The sequence below is a fragment of the Microcoleus sp. Aus8_D2 genome (assembly GCF_036702665.1).
Lineage (GTDB): Bacteria > Cyanobacteriota > Cyanobacteriia > Cyanobacteriales > Microcoleaceae > Microcoleus.
Map to the genome: position 1 here is coordinate 1 of NZ_JAUBUN010000023.1, position 22,767 is coordinate 22,767.

At 45.4% G+C, this 22,767-nt stretch carries 18 protein-coding genes and 1 tRNA gene; 7 read left to right on the forward strand and 12 right to left on the reverse strand.

Annotation, left to right across the window (positions count from 1 at the left end):
- Positions 1 to 68 precede the first annotated feature (68 nt).
- On the reverse strand, positions 69 to 1,622 hold the full coding sequence (gene lysS / locus QUB64_RS18640; protein WP_333275217.1) for a lysine--tRNA ligase: 1,554 nt from the start codon (positions 1,620 to 1,622) through the stop codon (positions 69 to 71).
- Between the two features lie 319 nt (positions 1,623 to 1,941).
- Positions 1,942 to 2,163, reverse strand: a complete 222-nt coding sequence (locus tag QUB64_RS18645; protein ID WP_333275220.1) for a hypothetical protein — start codon at positions 2,161 to 2,163, stop codon at positions 1,942 to 1,944.
- Positions 2,164 to 2,192: 29 nt separating this feature from the next.
- Between QUB64_RS18645 and tkt the strand changes: the two genes are divergently transcribed.
- A complete protein-coding gene (tkt, locus tag QUB64_RS18650) occupies positions 2,193 to 4,208 on the forward strand; it encodes a transketolase (protein WP_333275223.1) in 2,016 nt (671 codons plus the stop codon).
- Between the two features lie 279 nt (positions 4,209 to 4,487).
- Here the strand turns inward: tkt and QUB64_RS18655 are convergent, their stop codons facing one another.
- Positions 4,488 to 4,619 (reverse strand): hypothetical protein, encoded by a 132-nt coding sequence (locus tag QUB64_RS18655; protein WP_333275226.1) that lies wholly within the window; start codon positions 4,617 to 4,619, stop codon positions 4,488 to 4,490.
- A gap of 9 nt (positions 4,620 to 4,628) precedes the next feature.
- Here QUB64_RS18655 and QUB64_RS18660 point away from each other — a divergent pair, with 9 nt between their 5' ends.
- The 5 genes from QUB64_RS18660 (at position 4,629) to QUB64_RS18680 (ending at position 11,459) form a co-directional block, all read left to right on the forward strand.
- Entirely contained in the window at positions 4,629 to 7,421 is a 2,793-nt protein-coding gene (locus tag QUB64_RS18660) for a PAS domain S-box protein (RefSeq protein WP_333275230.1), read from the forward strand.
- Between the two features lie 48 nt (positions 7,422 to 7,469).
- On the forward strand, positions 7,470 to 7,916 hold the full coding sequence (locus QUB64_RS18665) for a response regulator (RefSeq protein ID WP_333275232.1): 447 nt from the start codon (positions 7,470 to 7,472) through the stop codon (positions 7,914 to 7,916).
- 336 nt (positions 7,917 to 8,252) lie between these two features.
- Positions 8,253 to 8,417, forward strand: coding sequence for a hypothetical protein (locus QUB64_RS18670; protein WP_333275235.1), 165 nt, complete (start codon positions 8,253 to 8,255; stop codon positions 8,415 to 8,417).
- 44 nt (positions 8,418 to 8,461) lie between these two features.
- Positions 8,462 to 9,961 (forward strand): sensor histidine kinase, encoded by a 1,500-nt coding sequence (locus QUB64_RS18675; RefSeq protein WP_333275238.1) that lies wholly within the window; start codon positions 8,462 to 8,464, stop codon positions 9,959 to 9,961.
- 409 nt (positions 9,962 to 10,370) lie between these two features.
- The gene (locus QUB64_RS18680; RefSeq protein ID WP_333275240.1) at positions 10,371 to 11,459 is read left to right on the forward strand and encodes a hybrid sensor histidine kinase/response regulator; all 1,089 of its coding nucleotides are present in this window, start codon (positions 10,371 to 10,373) and stop codon (positions 11,457 to 11,459) included.
- A 255-nt stretch (positions 11,460 to 11,714) separates the two neighbouring features.
- Here the strand turns inward: QUB64_RS18680 and QUB64_RS18685 are convergent, their stop codons facing one another.
- From QUB64_RS18685 to QUB64_RS18700, 4 genes are all read right to left on the reverse strand, one after another.
- Positions 11,715 to 14,321 (reverse strand): PAS domain S-box protein, encoded by a 2,607-nt coding sequence (locus tag QUB64_RS18685; protein ID WP_333275242.1) that lies wholly within the window; start codon positions 14,319 to 14,321, stop codon positions 11,715 to 11,717.
- Positions 14,318 to 14,713 (reverse strand): response regulator, encoded by a 396-nt coding sequence (locus QUB64_RS18690; RefSeq protein WP_333275244.1) that lies wholly within the window; start codon positions 14,711 to 14,713, stop codon positions 14,318 to 14,320. Before QUB64_RS18690 ends, QUB64_RS18685 begins: the two co-directional genes overlap by 4 nt.
- A gap of 127 nt (positions 14,714 to 14,840) precedes the next feature.
- Entirely contained in the window at positions 14,841 to 16,277 is a 1,437-nt protein-coding gene (locus tag QUB64_RS18695) for a hybrid sensor histidine kinase/response regulator (protein ID WP_333275246.1), read from the reverse strand.
- The gene (locus QUB64_RS18700; RefSeq protein WP_333275249.1) at positions 16,270 to 19,140 is read right to left on the reverse strand and encodes a hybrid sensor histidine kinase/response regulator; all 2,871 of its coding nucleotides are present in this window, start codon (positions 19,138 to 19,140) and stop codon (positions 16,270 to 16,272) included. Before QUB64_RS18700 ends, QUB64_RS18695 begins: the two co-directional genes overlap by 8 nt.
- A gap of 363 nt (positions 19,141 to 19,503) precedes the next feature.
- Between QUB64_RS18700 and QUB64_RS18705 the strand changes: the two genes are divergently transcribed.
- A tRNA-Arg gene (locus tag QUB64_RS18705) sits at positions 19,504 to 19,576 on the forward strand.
- A gap of 66 nt (positions 19,577 to 19,642) precedes the next feature.
- Here the strand turns inward: QUB64_RS18705 and QUB64_RS18710 are convergent.
- The 5 genes from QUB64_RS18710 to QUB64_RS18730 all read right to left on the reverse strand — a co-directional run bounded on the left by QUB64_RS18710 (position 19,643) and on the right by QUB64_RS18730 (position 22,733).
- A complete protein-coding gene (locus QUB64_RS18710; protein ID WP_333275251.1) occupies positions 19,643 to 19,927 on the reverse strand; it encodes a flagellar alpha dynein in 285 nt (94 codons plus the stop codon).
- 32 nt (positions 19,928 to 19,959) lie between these two features.
- Positions 19,960 to 20,283, reverse strand: a complete 324-nt coding sequence (locus QUB64_RS18715) for a hypothetical protein (protein WP_333275253.1) — start codon at positions 20,281 to 20,283, stop codon at positions 19,960 to 19,962.
- Positions 20,284 to 20,435: 152 nt separating this feature from the next.
- A complete protein-coding gene (locus QUB64_RS18720) occupies positions 20,436 to 20,792 on the reverse strand; it encodes a hypothetical protein (protein ID WP_333275254.1) in 357 nt (118 codons plus the stop codon).
- Positions 20,793 to 20,804: 12 nt separating this feature from the next.
- Positions 20,805 to 22,277, reverse strand: a complete 1,473-nt coding sequence (locus QUB64_RS18725) for a DUF5906 domain-containing protein (protein ID WP_333275256.1) — start codon at positions 22,275 to 22,277, stop codon at positions 20,805 to 20,807.
- 63 nt (positions 22,278 to 22,340) lie between these two features.
- A complete protein-coding gene (locus QUB64_RS18730) occupies positions 22,341 to 22,733 on the reverse strand; it encodes a hypothetical protein (RefSeq protein WP_333275258.1) in 393 nt (130 codons plus the stop codon).
- Between the last annotated feature and the right edge of the window lie 34 nt (positions 22,734 to 22,767).

Below are 22,767 nucleotides of genomic sequence, written 5' to 3' on the forward strand. Positions count from 1 at the left end.
GGGCGGGTTTATCTAGATTGTTTGTGGGAATCAAATGTGATTGGTGAACCCGCCCCTACAAGATTTTACTAATCTTTGATCGGCCGCATAGTCGGAAACATTACTGCATCTCGGATGCTTTGAGTGTTAGTTAAAAGCATCACCAATCTGTCTACACCGATGCCCATTCCTGCACAATTCGGCATTCCCAAAGATAGGGCTTGAATAAAGTCTTCATCCATTGGATGCGCTTCATCGTCGCCTGCATTTTTCTGGGCTAGCTGTTCCTCAAAGCGCTTTCTTTGCTCTTTCGGATCGTTCAATTCCGAGAAGCCGTTCGAGTATTCTGTACCGTTGATAAATAACTCGAAGCGTTCGACAAAGCCCGGTTTGCTGCGGTGTCCTTTGGCTAAGGGGCTGACTTCGACGGGATAGTCGATGATGAATGTCGGTTGAATTAGTTTGGGGACTACTAACTTGTCAAAGACAGCATAGAGCACGTAACCTAAACTCTGTTTTTCTAATTTAGAAAGGTGCAGTTCTAGTTTAGTTGCAGATGCGATCGCACTTTCCAAGTCCAAATTGTCAAAATCCAGCCCAAACTCGTCTCTGACAGCTTCTACCATCGTTTTCACTTGCCAGTGTTTGCCGCTGAAACCCGGATACTTGTCGCTGTAGTCGAACTTGCGCTCTAAACTAATCGTTTCTCCCTGATTTTCAATTTCCACGACATCGCCAAAGACAGCCGCCGCGGCGAAACACATTACATCTTCGACAACTGTTAAAATGTCGAACACATCTGCATAAGCTTGGTAAACTTCTAAAGAGGTAAACTCAGGATTGTGAGTGCTATCAATTCCCTCATTTCTAAAGGCTTTTCCTAGTTCAAATACTCGCTCAAATCCGCCGCAAATCGCTCTTTTTAAGAACAGTTCCGGTGCGACTCGCAAATACAAATCTACTTCTAAAGCATTGTGATGCGTGATGAACGGCTTAGCAGCAGCACCGCCGTAAATAGCTTGCAGCGTCGGCGTTTCTATTTCGTAAAAATCGGCTTGCCAAAGATAGGAACGGATGCTTTGCACGATGCGACTACGTAGCATGAAACGGTTGAGCGCATCTTGGTTGCTCGCTAAATCCATTTCGCGGTGGCGGCGGCAAACTTCCGGGTCGTTAATCCCGTAATAAGCATCGGGAAATTGGATGGTAGCTTTTGATAAAAGCGTGAATTCCCGCACTAAAATAGAAAGTTCTCCCCTAGGTGTGCGGCAACCGATACCTTCGACGCCGACAAAATCGCCGACATCGAGCAATTTTTTAATTTGTTCAAAGCTCAAACCGACTTCACCGGTGACGATTGCTTTCTCGATTTTGAGTTGAATTTTGTCTGTGGCGTCTTTTAAATCGATGAAACCAATTTTGCCGCTGTCGCGCTTGGAAATAATGCGGCCTGCTAATCGCAGGGGAATTGCTTCGGGATCGCTTTCTCCGTTGGCGAGTTCTTTTCCCGGCTGACTAAATATTTCGCGAACTTGTTGGGCTGTGTGCGATCGCGCGTAGGATTGGCTAGGATACGGTTCTATGCCTTGCGATCGCAGTTCGTCTACTTTTTGACTGCGGACTTCGGCTTCACTCAGAGTCATTACTTATTGCCTGATTAAAATTACCAATATCTTACATTTTGCACTATTCTCGTGCTGGCGCGAGCCACAGGCTCGCCTGCGGGCCCACCAGAAAATTCACTCTTTGTGGGACAGGCCGGAGAGCCTGTTCGTCACCAAGCTGCAAAATGTGAGAAACACTAGACTTTATCATAATAACCGCGCAACACGGATGAATTTTTCAAAGAACCAAGATACACTTGCGATCGTCCACCCTGCCTTGACTGTTGACTAAAATCTGCTGTAGCAACCCCAAATCAGACGCGGACTTAAACAATCTCACCAAGAAAAACTAAACCCGTTACAGATAAACGACTGCCAACTGACAACTAACAACTGCCAACTGACAACTGCCAACTGCCAACTGCCAAAGCGACCGAAACATTAAAAAATTAAGTTGTATGTCGATCGCAAGTGGTGAGATGATATGTAGTGCAGCCTCACGGCAGTTCCACAATACAACAGCAGAGACGCGGGCGATCGAACTCGACTCATCGCACCTCTGCCAGAATCGACCACACACACTCTCTCCTACATATAAAAACCATAATTATGGCTGTTGCAACTCAATCACTCGAAGAACTCTGCATCAACTCTATCCGCTTTCTCGCCATCGATGCGGTAGAAAAAGCAAAATCAGGACACCCGGGACTGCCGATGGGCGCTGCTCCTATGGCCTTCGTGCTGTGGGATCGGTTTATGCGGTTCAACCCCAAAAACCCCAAGTGGTTCAATCGCGATCGCTTCGTCCTCTCCGCCGGCCACGGCTGTATGCTACAGTACGCCCTCATGCACTTGACCGGCTACGATAGCGTCAGCCTCGACGACATCAAGCAATTTCGTCAGTGGGAATCCAAAACCCCCGGACACCCAGAAAACTTCATCACCGAAGGCGTAGAAGTTACCACCGGCCCCCTCGGACAAGGCATTGCTAACGCCGTCGGTTTGGCAATGGCAGAAGCTCACCTCGCTGCCAAATTCAACAAGCCCGACCACACCATTGTTGACCACTACACCTATGTCATCATGGGTGACGGCTGCCACATGGAAGGCATCTCAGGTGAAGCTGCTTCCTTGGCCGGACATCTGGGACTCGGCAAATTAATCGCCCTGTACGATGACAATCACATTTCCATTGAAGGCGACACCAGCTTGGCCTTTACTGAAGATGTCGGCAAGCGTTTTGAAGCTTATAACTGGCACGTTATTACAGTAGACAATACCGCTCTAGACGATGATACTAACCTAGAAGCAGTTCACAAAGCTATTGAAGAAGCCAAAAAAGTCACGGACAAACCGTCCATGATTAAAGTCCGCACCATCATTGGTTACGGTTCTCCTAACAAGCGCAATTCCTACAGCTCTCACGGTGCTGCTTTGGGTACCGATGAAGTCAAAGCAACTCGCGATTTCTTGAAGTGGGAACACGCACCGTTTGAAATTCCTAGTGATGCTTTGGCACACTTCCGCAAAGCAGTAGAACGCGGCGCCGCGGCTGAGCAAGAATGGGAAACAGCTTTTGCAGCTTATAAAGCAGCATATCCTGCTGAAGCAGCAGAATATGAGCGTTCCGTTGCAGGCAAACTTCCCGAAGGTTGGGATAAAGTTTTGCCAACATACAGCCCGGAAGATAAGGCAGATTCCAGCCGGAATCATTCTGGCAAATGTTTGAATGCTTTGGCTGCTGTTCTACCTGAATTAATCGGTGGTTCCGCTGACTTGGCATCTTCTAACATGACCTTGCTCAAGGGTGAAAAAGACTTCCAAAAAGGTCAATACGAAGGACGCAACCTGCGGTTTGGTGTGCGGGAACACGCTATGGGCGCGATCGCCAACGGTATGGTATTGCACGGCGGTTTAATTCCTTACTGTGCAACCTTCTTAGTATTTGCCGACTATATGCGCGGCGCAATTCGCCTCTCCGCACTCTCCGAAGCCGGAGTCATCTATGTAATGACTCACGACTCCGTAGCCTTAGGCGAAGACGGCCCCACTCACCAACCAGTCGAAACCATCGCTTCTCTGCGCGTAATTCCCGATTTGTTGGTAATGCGCCCAGCCGACGGTAACGAAACATCCGGCGCTTACAAAGTCGCAATTGAAAGCCGCAAACGCCCAACTTTAATGGCTTTGTCCCGTCAAAACTTGCCAAATTTGGCCGGAAGCTCGATCGAAGGAACAGCCAAAGGCGCTTACATTTTGTCCGACGACGGCGGCACACCCGACATCATTTTGATCGGCACCGGTGGCGAAACATACCTCTGCGTTGATGCCGCTGAAAAATTGCGCGCCGCAGGGAATAAAGTCCGCGTCGTTTCAATGCCTTGCTGGGAATTGTTCGACTTGCAAGATGCCACTTACCGCGAATCTGTACTGCCGAAAGCTGTTACCAAGCGGTTGGCTGTGGAAGCGGCTGCTAGCTTCGGCTGGGGACGTTACTTAGGTTCCGAAGGCGACAGCGTAAGCATCGACAGATTCGGCGCTTCTGCACCGGGCCCCGTTGCTTTAGAAAAGTTTGGCTACACCGTTGATAATGTAGTAGCTAAAGCTCAGGCGCTGTTGGGCTAATAAATAGCATCAGCATAATTTTTGGTGGGGCGGGCTTTGATCTCGCCCCATTTTTTATAGGAGAAGAAAGTAGGCGCGAATTCCATTCGCCGCGTCTTCTGTAATATTTCTGCAACCCGCGGAGGCGGGTTTCGTTTGTGTAGACGCGAATTCCATTCGCCGGGAATCTCAACCACGGGCGAATCTTCAACCCGCACAGGCGTGTTTCGCTTGCGTAGACGCGAATTCCATTCGCCCGGTCTTCTGTATATTTCTGCAACCCGCGGAGGCGGGTTTCGTTTATGTGGCGTGCGAATTCCATTCACCCGGTCTTCTGTATATTTCAGAAATTTGAGATAAGTTATAAGTTATTGGGTTAAATTCCCCGTTACCCGATTCCCAATTCCCAATTCCCAATTCCCCATTACCCATTCCTTTATCATGTGGAATTTGTTAAATAATTTGTTATTCACCGGGAATTATATTCCTCATGGTCACTGTTACCTTTGGCAGCGAGAACTCGTCGCACTCCACATAGTCTCAGACTCGATAATTGCCCTGGCATACTATTCAATACCGCTCTCCCTAATTTATTTTATCAGTCAGCGAAAAGACTTGCCTTTTCGCAACATCTTTTGGCTGTTCGCAGCATTTATTATCTCCTGCGGCACCACTCATCTAATGGAAGTTTGGACGCTTTGGCATCCTGTTTATTGGGTTTCTGGCTGTCTGAAAATTATTACCGCCGCGATTTCTGCTTACACGGCTTTTGCATTAATTCCTTTAGTTCCCCAAGCATTAACTCTGCTGAGTCCAACTCAATTAGGCATGATCGATCGCATATTGCAACAAGAAATCATCGAACGCCGAGAAACAGAAGCTCGCTATCAAACTTTAACAGAAGCTTCGCCGGTGGGAATATTTTATGCAGACGCTATAGGAGATTGCTTGTATGTCAACGAGCGCTGGTGTCAAATTTCGGGAATGGACTGCGATGAAGCTTTGGGTAAAGGGTGGTTCCAAGGCATTCATCCAGACGACCGCCAGCGGGTTTTTGCCCAATGGTACAGCGCCGCTGCCGAGAAATTGCCGTTTAAATCTGAGTACCGCTTTCAAAGGTTAGGTCGCACTCAAATCAGTTGGGTATTCGGTCAAGCTGTCGGTCAAATCGGAGAAAATGGGAAGGTTAAAAGTTATGTTGGTACTATTACTGATATTACAGAACGCAAGCAGGTAGAAGAGGAAAATCGGCTGCTCAATGAAACTTTGGAGCGTCGAGTTGCCGCTCGCACTGCTCAGATTGAAATTTACAACCAAAAATTGCAAAACGAAATAGCATACCGACAAAAAATTGCGTTGACTTTGTTAGAATTAACGCAACTGCAAAATGCAATTCTTAATAGTGCTAACTACACAATTATTTCTACAAAACCCGACGGTACAATTAAAACATTTAATCTAGCAGCCCAGAAGCTTTTAGGCTATTCCCGCGAAGAAGTGGTGGGGAAAGTCACGCCAGCAATCATTCACGATCCTGTGGAGGTCGGTAAAAGAGCTGAAGTTCTTTCTCAACAATTGGGAGTAAAAATAGAGCCGGGGTTTGAGGTTTTTGTTGCCTTGGCATCCCGAGGAATAGTTGACGAAAATGAATGGACTTACATTCGCAAAGATGGTTCGCGGTTTCCGGTACAGTTGTCGGTGACTGCCTTATTTGACAATAACGGAAATATTAACGGTTTTTTGGGTATCGGTCAGGATATTAGCGATCGCAAACAAGCAGAAAAAGAGCTGCGCGACCTCACCACTGCCCTGCAAAATGCCGTCGAAGGCATTTCGCGGCTGGACATTGAGGGACGTTACATCAATGTTAACCGAGCTTACGCTCATACCTGCGGTTACGAACCGGAAGAAATGGTCGGCATGGAATGGCCGCTCACCGTACATCCGAGCGATATTGAGATGCTAATCTCAGCTTATGAGGAGATGCTAATTTCTGACAAAGTAGATGTAGAAGCCAGAGGGGTTAGGAAAAATGGAACGTTTTTTTACAAGCAAATAACGATGGTAAAAGCTTGCGACGCCCAAGGGACATTTAACGGTCACCACTGTTTCATGAAAGATATCACCGATCGCAAACTCACTGAAACAGCTTTGCAGGAAAGCGAATTCAAGTACAAGCAAATAGTTGAATTAGCAGAAGAAGGTATTTGGGTAATTAACAGCAATGCCCTCACCACTTACGTGAACCATGCCATGGCGCGAATGCTCGGCTATAGTGAATTAGAAATGTTCGGGCGACCGCTTTCGGATTTCATGGACAAACAGGAAAAACAAGAAGCTATCGATCGTGTCGAGCGGCGCAAGCAAGGTATTAATCAAAAACAGGAATTTAAATTCAAAACCAAGGATGGCAAAGATATTTGGACTTATCTTTCTACCAGTCCTGTATTCGATGAGGAGGGGGATCTGCTGTCTTGTTGCGCGCTAATTTACAACATTACCGATCGCAAAGCAGCAGAGCAGCAAATGCTGCAACTTACAGAAGATTTGAAGCGTTCTAACGAGGAATTAGAACAATTTGCTTATGTGGCTTCCCACGATTTGCAAGAACCGCTCCGAGCCGTTACCAGTTACACTCAATTGTTTGCCCAGCGCTATCAAGGAAATTTGGACGATCGCGCAGATAAGTATATTAATTATATTGTCGATGGCGCTACGAGAATGCAACAATTGATTAATGATTTGTTGGCGTATTCGCGCCTGGGGACGAGGGCTCAGGAGTTTGAGATGGCCGACTGCAACGCTGCTGTCAAGCAAAGTTTGTGCAATTTGCAAATTGCGATCGCCGAAACAAAAGCTGTCATCACCTGCGGCGCGATGCCAACCGTGATGGCAGATGAATCTCAACTCGTGCAATTATTCCAAAATTTGATCGCCAACGGCATCAAATTTTGCCGCCAAGACATCCCGTTAATTCAGATCGCTGCCCAAAGGCAAGAGGGCGAATGGCTGTTGAGCGTCCGCGATAACGGCATTGGCATCGATCCGGAGTATGCCGATCGCATTTTTATCATTTTTCAACGCCTGCACGGACGCCGCCAATATTCCGGTACTGGCATAGGTTTGGCGATGTGCAAGCGCATTGTGGAACGCCACGGCGGGCGGATATGGGTGGAATCTCAGGAGGGAAAAGGAGCGACTTTTTACTTTACTATTCCTATAATTAGTACCTGAAGGGTCAAAGTTCAATTTTTTTCCTCTAATCAAAAGGATACGCCCGTTATGAGCGATCGAAGCACTGTTAGACCCGTTGAGATTCTGCTGATTGAGGATTCGCCCAGCGACGCCGATTTGGCAATAGAAGCCCTCGGTCAGGGTAAAATATTGAATAACTTACATTTTGTGGAGGATGGAGTTGAAGCAATCAAATTTTTACGAAAAAAAGCACCCTATCTGGGCGTACCCCGTCCAGATTTAATTTTGCTGGATTTGAATCTGCCCAAAAAAAGCGGCGTTGAAGTGCTAGAAGAAATTAAAACTGACCCTAATTTAAAATTAATTCCTGTAGTGATTCTCAGCACTTCAGCAGCTCCCGAAGATATTGTCAAATCCTACTCGCTCCACGCCAACTGTTACATAACCAAGCCAGTAGACTTCGTACAATTTACTAAAGTAATCAGGTTGATTGAGGAATTTTGGCTCGCAGTAGTCAAACTTCCTCTACATTAAAAAATAGATACTTTGCTGATGAACAATCTAAAAAAATCAACTTCAGTCCTGGACGCAAAAAAACGTATTTCTGTCTCCGTGCGAGGCAAGCGCAAGCAATCTCAAAGCTTTGCTAAACCGTGAAAAATGCGTCCAGGACTACAACTTTTTGAAATTCGGTGTAGGAGGATTCACCCAGCAGTCCCGAACTCGGTAAAAAATGCAATTGTAAGCAAACTCCCAACCCCCTGAGTCAGATATCATGCCCGAATCGCAAATCGCAAATTGTATCACTTGGCTCGATCGAGTCTGGCGAAAAGCATTTTGTTCACAAGTTGCACAAAAGTAAAAAAAGGGATGTCAGCAATGTTTTTTTTGCAGCCAGAAGGTTTGTATGTGGGCGTACCCCGTCCTGATTTCATTATGCTTGACTTGTATTTGGCTAAAAGTGGTTTGGAAGTGTTGCTAAATAATAATTTTCAAGTTGAACATGGCAGGGGCAAGAAAAAAAGTTTAAGCTGAGATTGATACGTCGTGAAAATGTTACAGCCAAAAACCTCTAAGCTATGTGGATTAAGATTCTGTTAGTAGAAGACAATCCCGCTGATGCTGATTTGCTTGCAGAACTGTTAGAAGTATCTGGAGGCGTCCAGTGGGAACTGGTGTCTGTTGAGTTCCTACATGAGGCGATCGCCCAACTGTCCAAACAAAACTTTGATATAGTTTTGCTCGACCTTTCTTTACCAGACAGCCGTGGTTTGGAAACCCTCACTCGCCTCCGAGAAGTGGCCCTGGATACAGCAATAGTGGTAATGACAGGCTTGGATGATGAGGCGATCGCCCTGGAATCAGTTCGCTTGGGAGCTCAAGATTACATCGTTAAAGGTCAAATTACTACTCAATTATTGGTGCGGACGATCCGCTACGCGATCGAACGATCGCAAACATTCCAAATGCTCAGGGAAAGCGAGCGGCGTTTTCGGGCGATTTTTGACTCCTCGTTTCAGCTTACCAAGTTGCTGACTCCCGAAGGCATCGTGCTCGAAGTCAACGAGACAGCCCTGGATTTTGCCGGAGTGCGATCGCAAGATATCGTCGGCCGCCCGATTTGGCAAATGATGATTTGGCCTCAGACTCGAAAATTTTCCGAACAACTGCAATTTGCGATCGCCAAAGCCAGCCGCGGCGAGTTTTTCCGCAGCGAAATCGACTTATTAGGCAAAAGCGGCCAAATTGTCACAGTTGATTTCTCACTCAAACCAGTTAAAAATGAAACAGGACAAGTTTTGCTGTTGATTGCCGAAGCCCGCGACATTAGCGATCGCAAACGCGCAGAAGCCGAAATTCTCAAAGCCCTCGCACGAGAAAAAGAACTTTCAGAGCTGCGAGCCAAATTTGTCACCATGGTTTCCCACGAGTTCCGCACCCCCCTGACAACCATCCAATTTTCGGCTGGATTGCTGCAAGATTACAGCGCCAAGTGGTCTGAAGAAAAAAAATCCACTCATTTTGTGCGGATTCAACTAGCCATCAAACGCATGACAGAGTTACTAGAAGATATCCTCGTAATTGGCAAAATAGAAGCAAACACCTTACCATTTCAACCAGTTTCCTTAAACCTCGAAAAATTTTGCCGTCAACTCGTAGAAGAACAGCAGCTCAACGATAGCAACCAACATCCGATCGCCTTTATACATGAAGGCGGCAACTGCGACGCTCAAATGGATGAAAAACTGCTGCGGCAAATGTTGGGAAACGTCCTCTCAAATGCCATCAAATATTCCCCCGTCGGCAGTGCTGTTTCCTTGCGGCTAAATTGTCAAAACGGCCAAGCTATTTTCCAGGTTCAAGACCAAGGCATCGGCATTCCCCAAGCCGATTTAGAGCGGATATTAGAAACTTTTTACCGAGCTACAAATGTCGGCACTATTTCGGGAACCGGTCTCGGTTTAGCAATTGTCAAAAGGTCTGTGGAACTTCACGGTGGCAAACTGGCGATCGACTCTCAAGAAGGAAAAGGCACAACTTTCACTATTACCTTACCTTTAATTTGTCCTAGCCAATAAGCTACTGTGCCAGAGAGAGAGGGAGATGGAGAGGGGGAGGAGTTGATAAATTTTAATAGTTCATTCAAATATATAGCGGTTCTCATAAATATGAGATATGTCAGACTCTGCTACGATCGTCGGATCGAGAACACACGCGAACGCGGGAGCATCTTGACCGGAGATCGACCTCAGAAAGCTTAGAGCAATTATTGATTACCAATTACCCATTACCAATTACCCATTACCAGACCTACCTCATTTTTTTGAGAAAGGTTATACAATCTAAATGCAGTACAGCTTCACAACTAAATTATCAGCTATAAGCATCCGCCGCTGAACGCTCAGTTAAGTACACAAAAAAACAAATTTGTCAAGTATCCAAACGCAGATTTTTTGCAACAACTACTAACTAAAAGGAGCAATAACCGTGGCAAAGATTTTAGTAATAGAAGACGAAGAATCGATTAGAGAAAACATTTTAGAGTTGCTGGAAGCCGAGAATTTTGAAGGCATTGGAGCTACTGACGGTAAAGTCGGCATCAAATTAGCGATCGCACAAATCCCCGATTTAATTTTGTGCGACATGATGATGCCGGAAATTGACGGTCACGGCGTCTTCAAAGCTTTGCGTTCCGACCCCATGACTGCCACAATTCCGTTTATTTTCCTCACAGCCAAAGCCGATAAAAGTGACATTCGTGCGGGCATGGAAATGGGAGCAGACGATTACATTACTAAACCTTGTACGCCACAAGAACTGCTAAAAGCAATTGCTATTCGACTTGAAAAACAGAAAATAATTAGCAAAAAATCTCAAAAAAACCTTGACGAATTGCGCACTAATATTAGTATGTCGCTACCCCACGAATTGCGGACTCCCTTGAATGCGATTCTGGGCTTTTCCGAGCTAATTATGTCAGAATATCAGGTGTTCGAGGAATCAGACATCTTAGAAATGATCGGTCAAATTAACACTTCCGGTCATCGCTTGTATCGGCTGATTCAGAACTTTTTGCTATATGCAGAACTAGAGATGGCAGGCACAAATCCCGAACTACTAAAAGAGATGCGCAGCAGCCAATTTAGCTGCGTAGAATCTTTGCTGAGTCAAAAAGCGCTCCAGCAAGCGAAACAGGTGAATAGAACAGATGATTTACAATTAAATTTGCAGGATTCATCGGTGGCTATGGATTCTATGAGACTTACAAAAATTGTCGAGGAACTGCTAGACAATGCCTTCAAATTCTCTTTAGAAGGAACGCCAGTTTTATTAAGCACTTTCGTGGAAAATGAGACTTTTATTCTGTCTGTCAAAGACCAAGGCCGCGGCATGACTCCCGATCAGATTGCACAGCTAGAAGCTTACAGGCAATTCGATCGCAAACTTTACCAACAAGCAGGTTTGGGATTGGGCTTGGCCATCGTTCAACGCCTAACAGAATTGCACGGAGGAGAATTTAAAATAGAAAGTTTGCCACAGCAAGAAACTATAGTTTCCGTTTCCCTGCCAGTGTAAACCATTTTAGATTTTAGATTTTAGATTTTAGATTTGGGGATGATTTAGTAGATCGGATTTGGATATTCCGTACAGTTGCATTCTTGTGGGAAAATGTAAACAATAATTATGGTATTCTACATTTAAATTGCATATTTAAAAGTCGTTTCCCATCTCCCCATCTCCCCATCTCCCCATCTCCCCATCTCCCCATCTCCCCATCTCCATCTCTCCCCCTCAAACAACATCACAGACAATCTCTCGGGCGAGCAAAGCTTATACAGGAGCGATCGCCCGTCTTACACATCGCTGCATATAAATTTGAGCTACCTTATCCCCGGGGTTGACTTGCAGGCACGCCGAAAACAATCTTGTAGCTTCGAGAAACTTGTTACTATTGTAGAATACCAAAGCTTGCTCAAACATTGTCTTTGTCTCTAACTTTTTCTGTCGCAATTGGGGCGGATCTGCCGTAAATACTTCATAAACCGTTACCATGCGCGATTTGCCTTTCACTGTGACGCGATCGATCAACCTCAAATCATAAACAGCGTTCAACTGTATAAAAGTATTGTGAGTAATTAACATCGAAACTCCATACTCTTTCGTCAAACTTTCCACGCGGGAGGCTAAATTTACCGCATCGCTAATCACCGTGCTATCCATGCGACTTTGACCGCCAACCGTGCCTAACATCAAAGAACCCGTATTGATGCCAATCCCAATTTGTAGCGGCGGGCGATCGGGCCGACTGCGGCTGATATTATACTCGTTAAGCTGTTCTAGCATCGCAATTCCTGCTTTCACAGCATCGTCCGCACTGCCATTAAACAGCGCCATAATCGCATCGCCAATGTATTTATCAATAAACCCAAAATTTTCAGTAATTGCGGGTTCCATCCGCGACAAATAAGCATTAATAAATTGAAAGTTTTCTTCGGGATTCATCTGTTCAGAAAGAGCAGTAAAATCGCGAATATCTGAAAACAGCACCGACATTTCTTTCTGCACCTGATCGCCTAATTTTACTTCCAGAATACTTTCATATCCTAGAAAGTGGAGAAATTGGTGCGGCACAAACCGCCCGTAAGCATCTGTTAATTTTTCTTCCGCTGCTAAAGCTTTTTCCAGCTCGTTTGTGAATTGGCGGCGCTCGGTTTCTAGCCCCTGACGCTCCGTGATATCTTGAAAAACCGCGATCGCATAAACAATGTTTTTCCGTTCGTCGTAGATTGGACTCGCCCAAATCTCGATCGGCACAATCCTCTCCGGGCGGTGAATTTCCGCATCGTCAACGTGCACCACTTCTCCCCGCAGCGCCCGCACAATCGGTTGCATTTCGCTTGGATACAGCTCATTGGTTCCGGCACAGTAAGTTTGATAAACTTGCGGCAAATTACTAGGAATAACCTCAGAAACCAAGCCTTTGCCAAGTATTTTCTCAGCCCAAGAATTCATGTAACAAGGTTTCCCGATACCATCTACCACAAATATGCCCACCGGCACCGCTTCCAGCAATTGAGTCAGCCGATTTTCGCTTTCTAGCAGCGCTTCATTTAACTTTTCTTCAGCCACCAAAGCTTTTTCCAAATCATTCGTAAACTTAAGCCGTTCCACATCTACCAGTCTTCGCAAAGTAATATCCTCAGCAAAACCCTGATAGTAAAGCACCTCACCGCTAGCATCAAAAACAGTGCGCGCATCCTCAGAAATCCAGATAATACTGCCATCTCGGCGGTAAACTTCCGACTCAAACTCAGACACAGTACCGTACTGTTCCATCAGCGCGAAAAACTCTTGACGGCGGTGCGGTTGCACGTACAATTGCCGATCGAAATCGTTAACACTTGCCATCAATTCTTCAGCGGAATCATAGCCGTAGATTTGAGCAAGAGCAGGATTAGCACTGATCAAATTTCCGTTAGGTGCAGTCTGAAAAATACCTTCAAGAGCATTTTCAAATATCCGGCGATACTTCTCCTCAGCTTGCACCAGCGCTGCTTCAGCTTCCTTGCGTTCCGTAATATCAGTAAAAGCAATAATCCCGTAGCAAATATCCCCGAGAGAGTCATAAATAGGAGTCGCCCAACTCTCCACCGGAATAACCTTATTACCAGTCCGAATTTCTACACCCTCAGTCCGCACACTTTCGCCCCGGAGCGCCTGCATAATTGGCAATTCTTCCACAGGGCATCTCTGATTAGTTCCGGCTTTATAGAATTGATAAATTGCTGCTTTCTGCTCCGAATTAATATGCGGCACAGTGCCTTTACCAAATACCTCCCGCGCCTTCTGATTAGCATAAAAAGATTGACCGTTCGCATCAAGCACGCACACACCCAACGGCATAGCTTCCAGGTATTGCGTCAACCGACTTTCGTTTTCGTGGAGTTTGGCAATCAGCATCGACTGCTTGCGGTTTAATCTGGCCAACTCCTGATTCATCTCCTGAAGTTCTATTTGTTTTTCCGCTAATTGTTTGTCTTGAAAATATCTGTAGATGGCCTCAGTAACAGTTAATTTTAAATCATCTGATTGCCAAGGCTTAGGTATGTATCGGTACAACTTAGCATAATTAATAGCATTAGCTACCGCCTCCAAATCAGCCTGCCCCGTCAGCATAATCTTGAGAGATTTCGGCGAGATGGCATGAACGCTCCTTAATAGCTCGTCTCCTTTCATATTCGGCATGATATGATCGGAAATAACCAAAGGAACTTCATACTGTTCTGCTAAAAGTTCAGACAGCAACTCTAAAGCTTCTTCGCCGCTTTGGGCAGTTTCAATTAAATATTTATCTTCAAAGGCTTTTAGCAAGTCTATTTCCAGACTATCGAGTATAGTCTGCTCATCATCGACACAAATAATGACTGGTTTTTTCATAACTTTGCTAGACCCGACTTGATCGCTTCAATTAATTCTTGATTTTGCCAAGGTTTTTGTATAAAAGCATGAAGATTGGCTTGAGATTTTGTTCGTTCAATTGCTTCTTTATCTGCTTGTCCCGTCAGCATCACTGTCACAATCTGCGGATATTTTTGATGAATCATAATCAGCAACTCATCTCCTTTCATTCCGGGCATCAACCAATCCGAGACAATCACTAGAATGTTAACCTCATCTTCACATAGCTCTTCAATAATCTCCAGTGCTTCCGCAGCACTTTCAGCAAATTCGCAAAGATATTTACCGTTAAATGCCTGTTGCAGTTCAATCTCCAGACTTTCCAACACCGCTACTTCATCGTCAACGCACAAAATTGCTGGTTTAGACATCGCTAGTTTCCTCCTTTAGTCTGGCATGGTGAAGCCCCAGGGCTAAGCACACCGTTTTCCAAATTCTACATTCCGCGCGCGTACACTGCAAATTTTTAGCCCCAGACTTCAGTCTGGGGCGCTTTACCTACTCAATTAAATTAATCGGCAAAGACACTGTAAATGCAGTTTGGCCGGGCACCGACTCCACATCAATTTTACCCTGATGTTTTTCAATTATTTTTTTGACAATATCCAATCCTAACCCGCTGCCTTCTCCCGGTGGTTTGGTAGTAAAAAACGGCTCAAAAATTTTCGGCAAAATCTCCGGTGGAATCCCCTTACCGCTGTCGGTAATTTTTACGACAACGCTGGTATCTTGCGGCAGGGCGTCAACTGTTAAAGTTCCTAGATTGTCCATCGCTTGTAAGGCATTGTGAATTAAATTTGTCCAAACTTGATTGAGTTCGTCGGGATAACACAGTACCGCAGGCAATTGATCTTGATAGTTTCTGACGATTTCCACACCCTGCTTTAGCTGGTTCTGATAAAGAGTTAATACAGTTTCAATTCCCTCGGTAATATTCACCTCTAATTTTTCCCCATTTACATCGTAACGCGCATAATTTTTCAGGGCAAAGACGACTTTTGCAGCACGTTCTGTAGCGGTAGCGATGGTTCTGGCGCTTTTGTGAATGCTAGCAAATTCGTAGGCTGTTTTGATAATATTTTCGCTGTCAGGGTCTTTGAGCAACGGCACGAATTGTTCCAGGTTTCCCTGCAATCCAATATTGACTAAAATGCTAGCAAGGCTGTCAGAATTGTCAATTCCTTCCGACTCGAGTTGCTGCTTCACGCCTTTTTTAAATTCCCGTTTTTCTCGCGTAGATAAAGAGTAAGTTTGTTGGCGGGAACTGTACATCAAACTCAAGAAATCGTGCTGGCGTTCGGCTGAAAGTTCTTTAAAAAAAACTGGCAAACTTTCGAGATTGTTATCCAAAAAGCTGGTAATATTGCCAATAGACGAGCGAATCGCCCCCAGTGGCGTATTAATTTCGTGAGCAATGCCCGCAATCAGTTGCCCCAAGGCAGCCATTTTTTCAGATTGAACTAATTGATTCTGAGTTGCTTGCAGTTGGTCTAAAGTGACTGTCAGTTCCTCGTTTTTCTGTTGGAGCTTTTTTTGCAATTTGCACATTGCTAAATGGGTTTCTACCCTAACTAGAACCTCTTCCATTTGAAAGGGTTTGGTGATATAATCTACCCCACCCACAGCAAAGGCTTTGACCTTATCTAGTACGTCATTGATTGCGCTAATAAAAATCACCGGAATGTCGCGAGTGCGTTCATCAGCTTTGATTTTTTCGCAAACTTCATACCCATTCATTTCGGGCATCATAATATCCAGCAAAATTAAATCGGGAGGCATACCTTTGGCCGCCGAAAGCGCTAACTCGCCGCTAGGTACCGGGCGAACTTTATAGCCCTGACCATTCAAAATTCCGGCTAGCAGCCGCAAATTAGCTGGGGTGTCGTCAACTACTAAAATATTACCGCGAGCTGTGCTAGGAAGGTCGTTATTCATGTGATGTTGCTTGAGAGATTAACTTTAAAACTTTGTCGTACTCGAAATTTTCTATACAATTCGCGATCGCACTAGCGGTGGCTGTATGCTTTAATCGAATTTTGTCGATCGAGGTATCAATTAAATCCATATCTGCATTCAGTATCGCCAGCTTTAAATCAGCTACCAGCGACTCAGGCAATTTAACGAAGTCAGCCGCAGTCATTTCGGCCCGATCGCACTCTTTGACTGCCGATGAGTTAGCTTCTTCCGGATCTTCATAAATATAGCGCACTCCGATCTGTTTGTGCATAGCATCAAAAATATCGGCTTCCCGGAAAGGTTTCCGCATAAAAGCATCGCAGCCCGCCGACAAAATTACAGCCCGTTCTTCCTCCAAAACGCTCGCAGTCAAGGCAACAATAGCAGTAGCCTGACCTTTAATAGTGCCTTTAATGTATTGCGTTGCTTCGTAGCCGTCCATCACAGGCATTCTCATATCCATCCAAATTAAATGCGGCTCCCAACTATTCCAAATATCAATAGCTTCTTGACCGTTAGTAGCTTCTTTTAGTTGAAAACCTAAAGGATTGAGAAGTTTGATTAACAGTTGGCGGTTGAGCGGTTTATCGTCTACTATTAAAATTCGATATGGGTGTTGATTGGGTTCCAGGGCAACCACATGGCGGGTCGGTTTTGGGAGGGCAATCTCAGCCACATCTACCGCAATAACTTGAATATCAAACTTAAAATTAGTCCCCTTTCCGACAGTAGAACAGACGCTAACTTCGCCACCCATTAATTCTACAAATCTGCGGCTAATTGGCAATCCCAATCCTGTACCTTCTTGCGAATCTTTACCTGTCTGGGTTTGAACAAAAGCTTCAAAAAGATTGTCTAATTCATTGGCAGCAATACCTGGGCCTGTATCTTCGACTTCAAAATGGAGGAAGAAGGAATCTCCAGAAACTGAACCGTCATTTGGGGTTGCATAACTCGCGTTTTCCGACTGAATTAACTGGGATATTTTAACACCCTTACTTCCGGAATTGTCGGTATTTTTTGATCGTTTTAATAGAGCAACTATTTCGCCTTCTTCTTTGTGATTTATGCCTGATGACTGCTTGCTAACTCTGACCGCAACACCGCCATTATCGGTAAATTTAAGAGCGTTATTGAGCAGATTAATTAAAATTTGCCGCAACTTTAAATCGTCAGTTTCTACGTATTGCGGCACGTCGGGACTGCGATCGAAAACCAACTGCAAATGCTTGTCATCTGCTTTGAGTTGAAACATATCGTCCAAGTCGTGTAGCAGGCGATAGAGGTCGAATTTTTTCGGATTGAGGGTGGTGCGCCCCGATTCAATTTTAGATAAATCGAGCACGTTATTAATCAGGGTGAGCAGGTGTTCTCCGCTGCTGCTAATTATGCTAAGATTTTCTTGATGTTCTCGGGATAGAGTTTGGCTGCGAGTCATCAGTTGGGAAAAGCCGAGAATTGCATTGAGGGGCGATCGCAATTCGTGACTCATGTTAGCCAGAAACGTACTTTTAGCTTGATTCGCTACTTCGGCTTTGTCCTTAGCTACAGCCAATTCAGCAGTCCGCTCTTGCACTCGGTGTTCTAAAGTTTCAAAAGATTGTTGCAGTTGTTGAGCCATGCTGTTAAATGCTTTGGCTAATTCCCCCAATTCGTCAGCACGTTCAATTTCTACTGTGTTGTCCCATTCACCTTTAGCAATATTTTTGGCTGCTGTATTTAAGCGCAAAATAGGATTGGTCACCCAGCGAGAAGTCAGAATGCCAATGGCGACAGCTACTCCTAAAGCTGCCAAACACAGCCAAATCGTCATGCGGGTATTCGCATCGATTTGTTCGGTAAAATCTGCTTCGGGAACAACTATCACAATCAGCCAGTCTAAACCTTTGCCGTCTTGGAAGGGCAGGACTTTTAAAAATTGTCGCTTGCCATCTATTTCAAAATTCAAGATATAGGAAGTTTTAATTTCCTTTAAGTCCAGAAAACGAAGTGCTACATATCTAGCTGTAGCTTTAGTCGAGGGGTCAACACTCTCTTCTGCTTTAAACCGTTCTTTTTTATTATATTTGGTACGGAATGGTTTTTCTGCTGTTGAAGTTGCCAGTAACGTACCATTCTTTTCGACAATAAATGCTTGCCCGGATTTGCCAATTTTGAGACTGTTTAAAAATATCCCAATATGGTCGAGACGCAAAGCAGCAATTAATACTCCTTCTAGCTGATTGTTCTCGTATACGGGTTGGAGTGCGCTGAGTATTAATGTCGGTTCTAGAAACGAAATATAAACGGAACTCCAAGTTGGTTTGCCGACATTAGCCGCATTTTGGTACGAAGGATGTTTGCGGATGTCAAATTTTTTGACAACTGTGGCTACGGTAGTGCGATCGCCTGTATCAGTAGTATTGTAAGAATAAAAATCAAAACCCGTAGATTTGCCTGACTGATTAATCATTAGAGAGCCATTTGACAGTTTTTCTCCGGTTCTATAATCTCCATCCTTGTTGCCAATAGATGTAAAATTTATATAGGGATATAATTGTACTTGCCGCCACAGATATTTCTCCCAAGTTGTTGATAAGTTTTCCATCTTTAACAACCCGAGTTTGACAGCATCCAGTTTGCTTTGATTGATTTGATGGGGTGTTGTCAGGTAAACTTGCAGGTTTTGCTCGACACGCAAACTCACCTCGCTCATTAACTGACTGGCAAGGTTATTAACTGCTTTTTGTCCGTTTCTAAAAGACAGATATCCTACAAGTCCCACGGCTCCGACAATTTGCAGTACAAATGGAACTATGAGAACAGTTCGCAGCGGTAATTTGTCTAAAATTTTAGAAACCATAAGATTCTGAGGTTTTGTAAACTTAGCCTAGAACCGTTCTTGCAGAGCTTGTATTAACAGCAGCGCCATCTAATGCCGAGCTAGCTAGAGGAATTCATCCAGGCCATATTAGCCGTAGTAGATGGTCAACCCCGATCGAATGTGAACCGGATCTGTGTTAGATCAAAGTCTATTATTTTACCTATTGTCGTCTTATTTGGACAATTTAGGTAAAATTTGCACTCTCTGCCTGCGAGAACTGCCTGATACACGCTCTCAGGGCGAGTAGAACCCGCATAGGCCAAGCAGTTTGGAGACTGGCGATCGAATTTGGTCTATCCACTAGCCATTTTCCGCAACACGTGTTATACTCTAAAAAGTCGAGGGCACGTAGCTCAGTGGATAGAGCATCAGGTTCCGGTCCTGAGGGTCGGGGGTTCAAATCCCTCCGTGCTCATGTTTTGTGTCTTTTGTAGAGCAGGGGTTTCAGGTTAATTGTATTACCGATAGCCCCGTTTTCCGCTCAAATTTCGCTCCCGTCTGTTCCAAGTATCTCCAAAACCACCTCCATATCTGCCAAGTTTGCCCCGGACTTTTTGCGCCGTGCCTTCAACTGGTTGAGTAGGTCGGCGGGTTCTGGAAATTCTGCGACGGTCGGAGCGGAGTTTTTACTTTCCTCCCGATCGCGCCGCGGTTCCTTGAGTTCTTGCTCCAACATCTGAACTTTCAGTACCAAATCGCCGTTGCGTTCATGTAACTGATTCAGCTCTGCATCCCATTCCGCAAGTTGATTGTTGGCTGCTTTCAATTCAAGCCTGAGCGATTTATCGTTGCCCTCACTCAGGCACTCAATTTTCCCAGCCGTTCCTCAATGGCGGCCATTCTTTCCATCACGGGGTCAAGACTTGAACTTACAGCCTTGTCTACAATGTCTACGATATCTGTAGACGCGACGCTATCGTCACTTTGTGTAGACAAATTTGTAGACGCGACGAGAGGAATGTTTGGTGTAGACAAGTCTGTAGACAAGTCTAGCGTTCCCCCTGTAGACACAACCCTGAGAATGCGCTGACAGCACTGACTTAACGATTCTTCCTCCATCCGCTGCGATTCCAGCCAATTAAGGAAATGACCTGATGCGCGAAACGAGATTACTTGACTCATAATTGTAGACACCCGTAAACAGTGTATGTATACGATAACTTTAAAGTGTCTACACTGTCAACGGTTTTTGTAAACAGATTGTCTACAGAATTGGGGGCGCGAAAAACCCCCAATGAAGGGGTAGCAGTCCGGCAACAGTCGTTAGGTGATAGCTAAATTTTCCTCATGTTGCAGAACAGCATAGAGATTATGCGACCGCCTCTGTTTCGAGCTCGTTCCTCAAAGTCAACCTTGCAACCTATACTCACGTGAATCTCAACGATACGACCGTGCCAGTTGTAAGCAGGTTCCTCTGGGTTGTTGCCAGCCACCCTGTCTCCGACTCTGAAGGCTTTGAGCGGGTCAGAGCAAGGAATCCCTGTCAGCAACTCAACCAGTTTTTGCTTGTCAGCAAGAGTCAGTTTTGCGATTCCGTTGCATAATTCCAAAATAGTTGGAGAAACATCCTCAGCATCCTCAGCAGCGCTCTGTGTAAGGATTGTTGCCTCAGCATCATCCTCAGCAGACAATCCTGCTGAGGATCATGCTGAGGATGAAAGCACAGTAGAATCAGGTGCTGAGGATGCTGAGGATGATTTTTCACTTCTTTTTGTTTTTTGTTTCCCAATGCCAAGATAGTAGGCCTCTCCCATAGTCCGCTCACCATCAAAACCTCGCTCGGTATGACGATGTTTCTCTAGCTTAGGGAATAGTTCGCTTAGTCGAGAAAACAGTTGGTTGATAGCCTTCACAGGAGTGTCGCGTCCGGGCAATTCGTTCCAAACCAGTTTCTGAGTGTCTCTGCCTGATTCAATTTCTAGAATGCCAGCCTCTTCATACCAGTCCTTTAGCTCTTGCCACAGGTCTTTAGCGTAAACGCGCTCTCCCTTGCCCGCTTCATATCCAGCGTCCCTGACGAACTGCCAAAGGTGCTGTGACTTCTCCTGAGCTTCTGGCAGAGCGGCATCGCCCGAACCATAGTCAATCCCTTCTATCAAAAGCAAAGGTATCCGCTCTAGCATCCTTTTGAGGAAGGCTGGGGCAATCTGGTTAGCGATAAAGTCCTGATCTAACTTGAATCTAGGGTCAGCTTGCAACTCGCCCTTGCTTAAGTCCGGGTTAGTGTCGTAGATTTTCTTGAAACTCAATATGCAGTAGCGGCTTGTGATGGCTTTGGAGTCGGTACTGATAGATGGCAAAATGTTGCAGTTCGCCAAAAATATCGCCTGTGGCTCATAAGGATATTCCCCGCGACCCTTGTACTCAATGGTTAGCTCGTCTCCGCTGATAAACTGCTTAAGGCTTTGTAGTTTGTCTAATTTCGTAGCATCCGAATTTTCGCTCGACCAGTTGCACAGAGAATTCTCAAGACCAGCAAGTGGGAATTTTCGGCCAGTATCGTAAACCTGAAAATCCTTTAAAGTCTTACCAGTGACGCCCCGCCCCAAGACCTTCACCAACACAGTCCGCAAGGTATCTTTGCCGTTACTGCCGTCGCCGTGACAAAGCAGGCCCTTGACTCGCGACATTTTTAGCCGAGCTAGGGGTAAGCACAACGAAGCGGCAACAGTCCTCATGAAGATTTCTCGCTGCTGCGGTTCGAGACACTCTAAAAGGCGATCGCAATCTGTTGTGTCAATATCTGGGTCATACTTACAGCCCACATACGTGTAAATCTTGTCAGGGTTATGAGGTACGAGTGTGTGCGAACCGTCACGATTAACGACTACCACCCCGTTAGAGCAATTTAGACCGGGCGGATTAACTTCCTTGATGTCCACAGCGCACCCTAAAATCACCCAGTTGTAAACCTCATCAACGCTGCCTGACTTGGCTCTGTTGCAGACGTAAGCGCCTTTCACTTTTTCTGAGTAGGTGTTTAGCCAATCACGGATGCGGCGTTTTTCTAGCTTCTCAGTGCGCTCCTCATAGTATGTGCCTGTGAATCGGTAAAGAACTCCCCCTATTGACCTCCAATGACCATCGGCGTACAGTGCAGCCTCTGCTTTTTGCACGAAATTTTGCTCTGCAAGCGGTGCTGTGTATGGAATGTAGTCGTTGGTAACATTTTTTTATTATTAATATACTACACCTTCTCGCGTATGCGGGCGAGGAGTAATAGAATTGATTAAGTCTTCAGCGCTGAGATTTTTGTCCTTAACCCAGTCAAGAACATCAAGCCCCTGGCTCTTGGGCAAGTTATCCCAAGCCCGTGACTCCGGGTACGGATAGAGCCATTGAGCCTCTGGGAAGTCTTTGTAAATAAGCTCTGCGTGTTTGACGCCGGGGATATCGCGGTCAGGACAAATCACGACTTGCGCGCCGCTTAAATCTTGACTGTCAGTTGGCCGCCATTTTCCAGAACCGCCGATGTTGCAGGTAGCGGCTAAACCTAAATTCCATAGCAAGTCAGCGCAAGGTTCACCCTCGACTGCGAAGATGAGCTCATTTTTGGCGATCGCCTTTTGCACGTCCTGGTAACGGTAAACAGGGATATTGGCGCGG

What these genes read in the sequence shown, in the direction of transcription:
- QUB64_RS18665 (WP_333275232.1), top strand. Translation starts at nt 7,470, where the DNA reads ATGAGCGATCGAAGCACTGTTAGACCCGTTGAGATTCTGCTGATTGAG.
- QUB64_RS18660 (WP_333275230.1), top strand. Translation starts at nt 4,629, where the DNA reads ATGTGGAATTTGTTAAATAATTTGTTATTCACCGGGAATTATATTCCT.
- lysS (WP_333275217.1), bottom strand. Translation starts at nt 1,622, where the DNA reads ATGACTCTGAGTGAAGCCGAAGTCCGCAGTCAAAAAGTAGACGAACTG.
- QUB64_RS18655 (WP_333275226.1), bottom strand. Translation starts at nt 4,619, where the DNA reads ATGGGTAATGGGGAATTGGGAATTGGGAATTGGGAATCGGGTAACGGG.
- tkt (WP_333275223.1), top strand. Translation starts at nt 2,193, where the DNA reads ATGGCTGTTGCAACTCAATCACTCGAAGAACTCTGCATCAACTCTATC.
- QUB64_RS18695 (WP_333275246.1), bottom strand. Translation starts at nt 16,277, where the DNA reads ATGAATAACGACCTTCCTAGCACAGCTCGCGGTAATATTTTAGTAGTT.
- QUB64_RS18690 (WP_333275244.1), bottom strand. Translation starts at nt 14,713, where the DNA reads ATGTCTAAACCAGCAATTTTGTGCGTTGACGATGAAGTAGCGGTGTTG.
- QUB64_RS18675 (WP_333275238.1), top strand. Translation starts at nt 8,462, where the DNA reads ATGTGGATTAAGATTCTGTTAGTAGAAGACAATCCCGCTGATGCTGAT.
- QUB64_RS18715 (WP_333275253.1), bottom strand. Translation starts at nt 20,283, where the DNA reads ATGAGTCAAGTAATCTCGTTTCGCGCATCAGGTCATTTCCTTAATTGG.
- QUB64_RS18670 (WP_333275235.1), top strand. Translation starts at nt 8,253, where the DNA reads ATGTCAGCAATGTTTTTTTTGCAGCCAGAAGGTTTGTATGTGGGCGTA.
- QUB64_RS18700 (WP_333275249.1), bottom strand. Translation starts at nt 19,140, where the DNA reads ATGGTTTCTAAAATTTTAGACAAATTACCGCTGCGAACTGTTCTCATA.
- QUB64_RS18685 (WP_333275242.1), bottom strand. Translation starts at nt 14,321, where the DNA reads ATGAAAAAACCAGTCATTATTTGTGTCGATGATGAGCAGACTATACTC.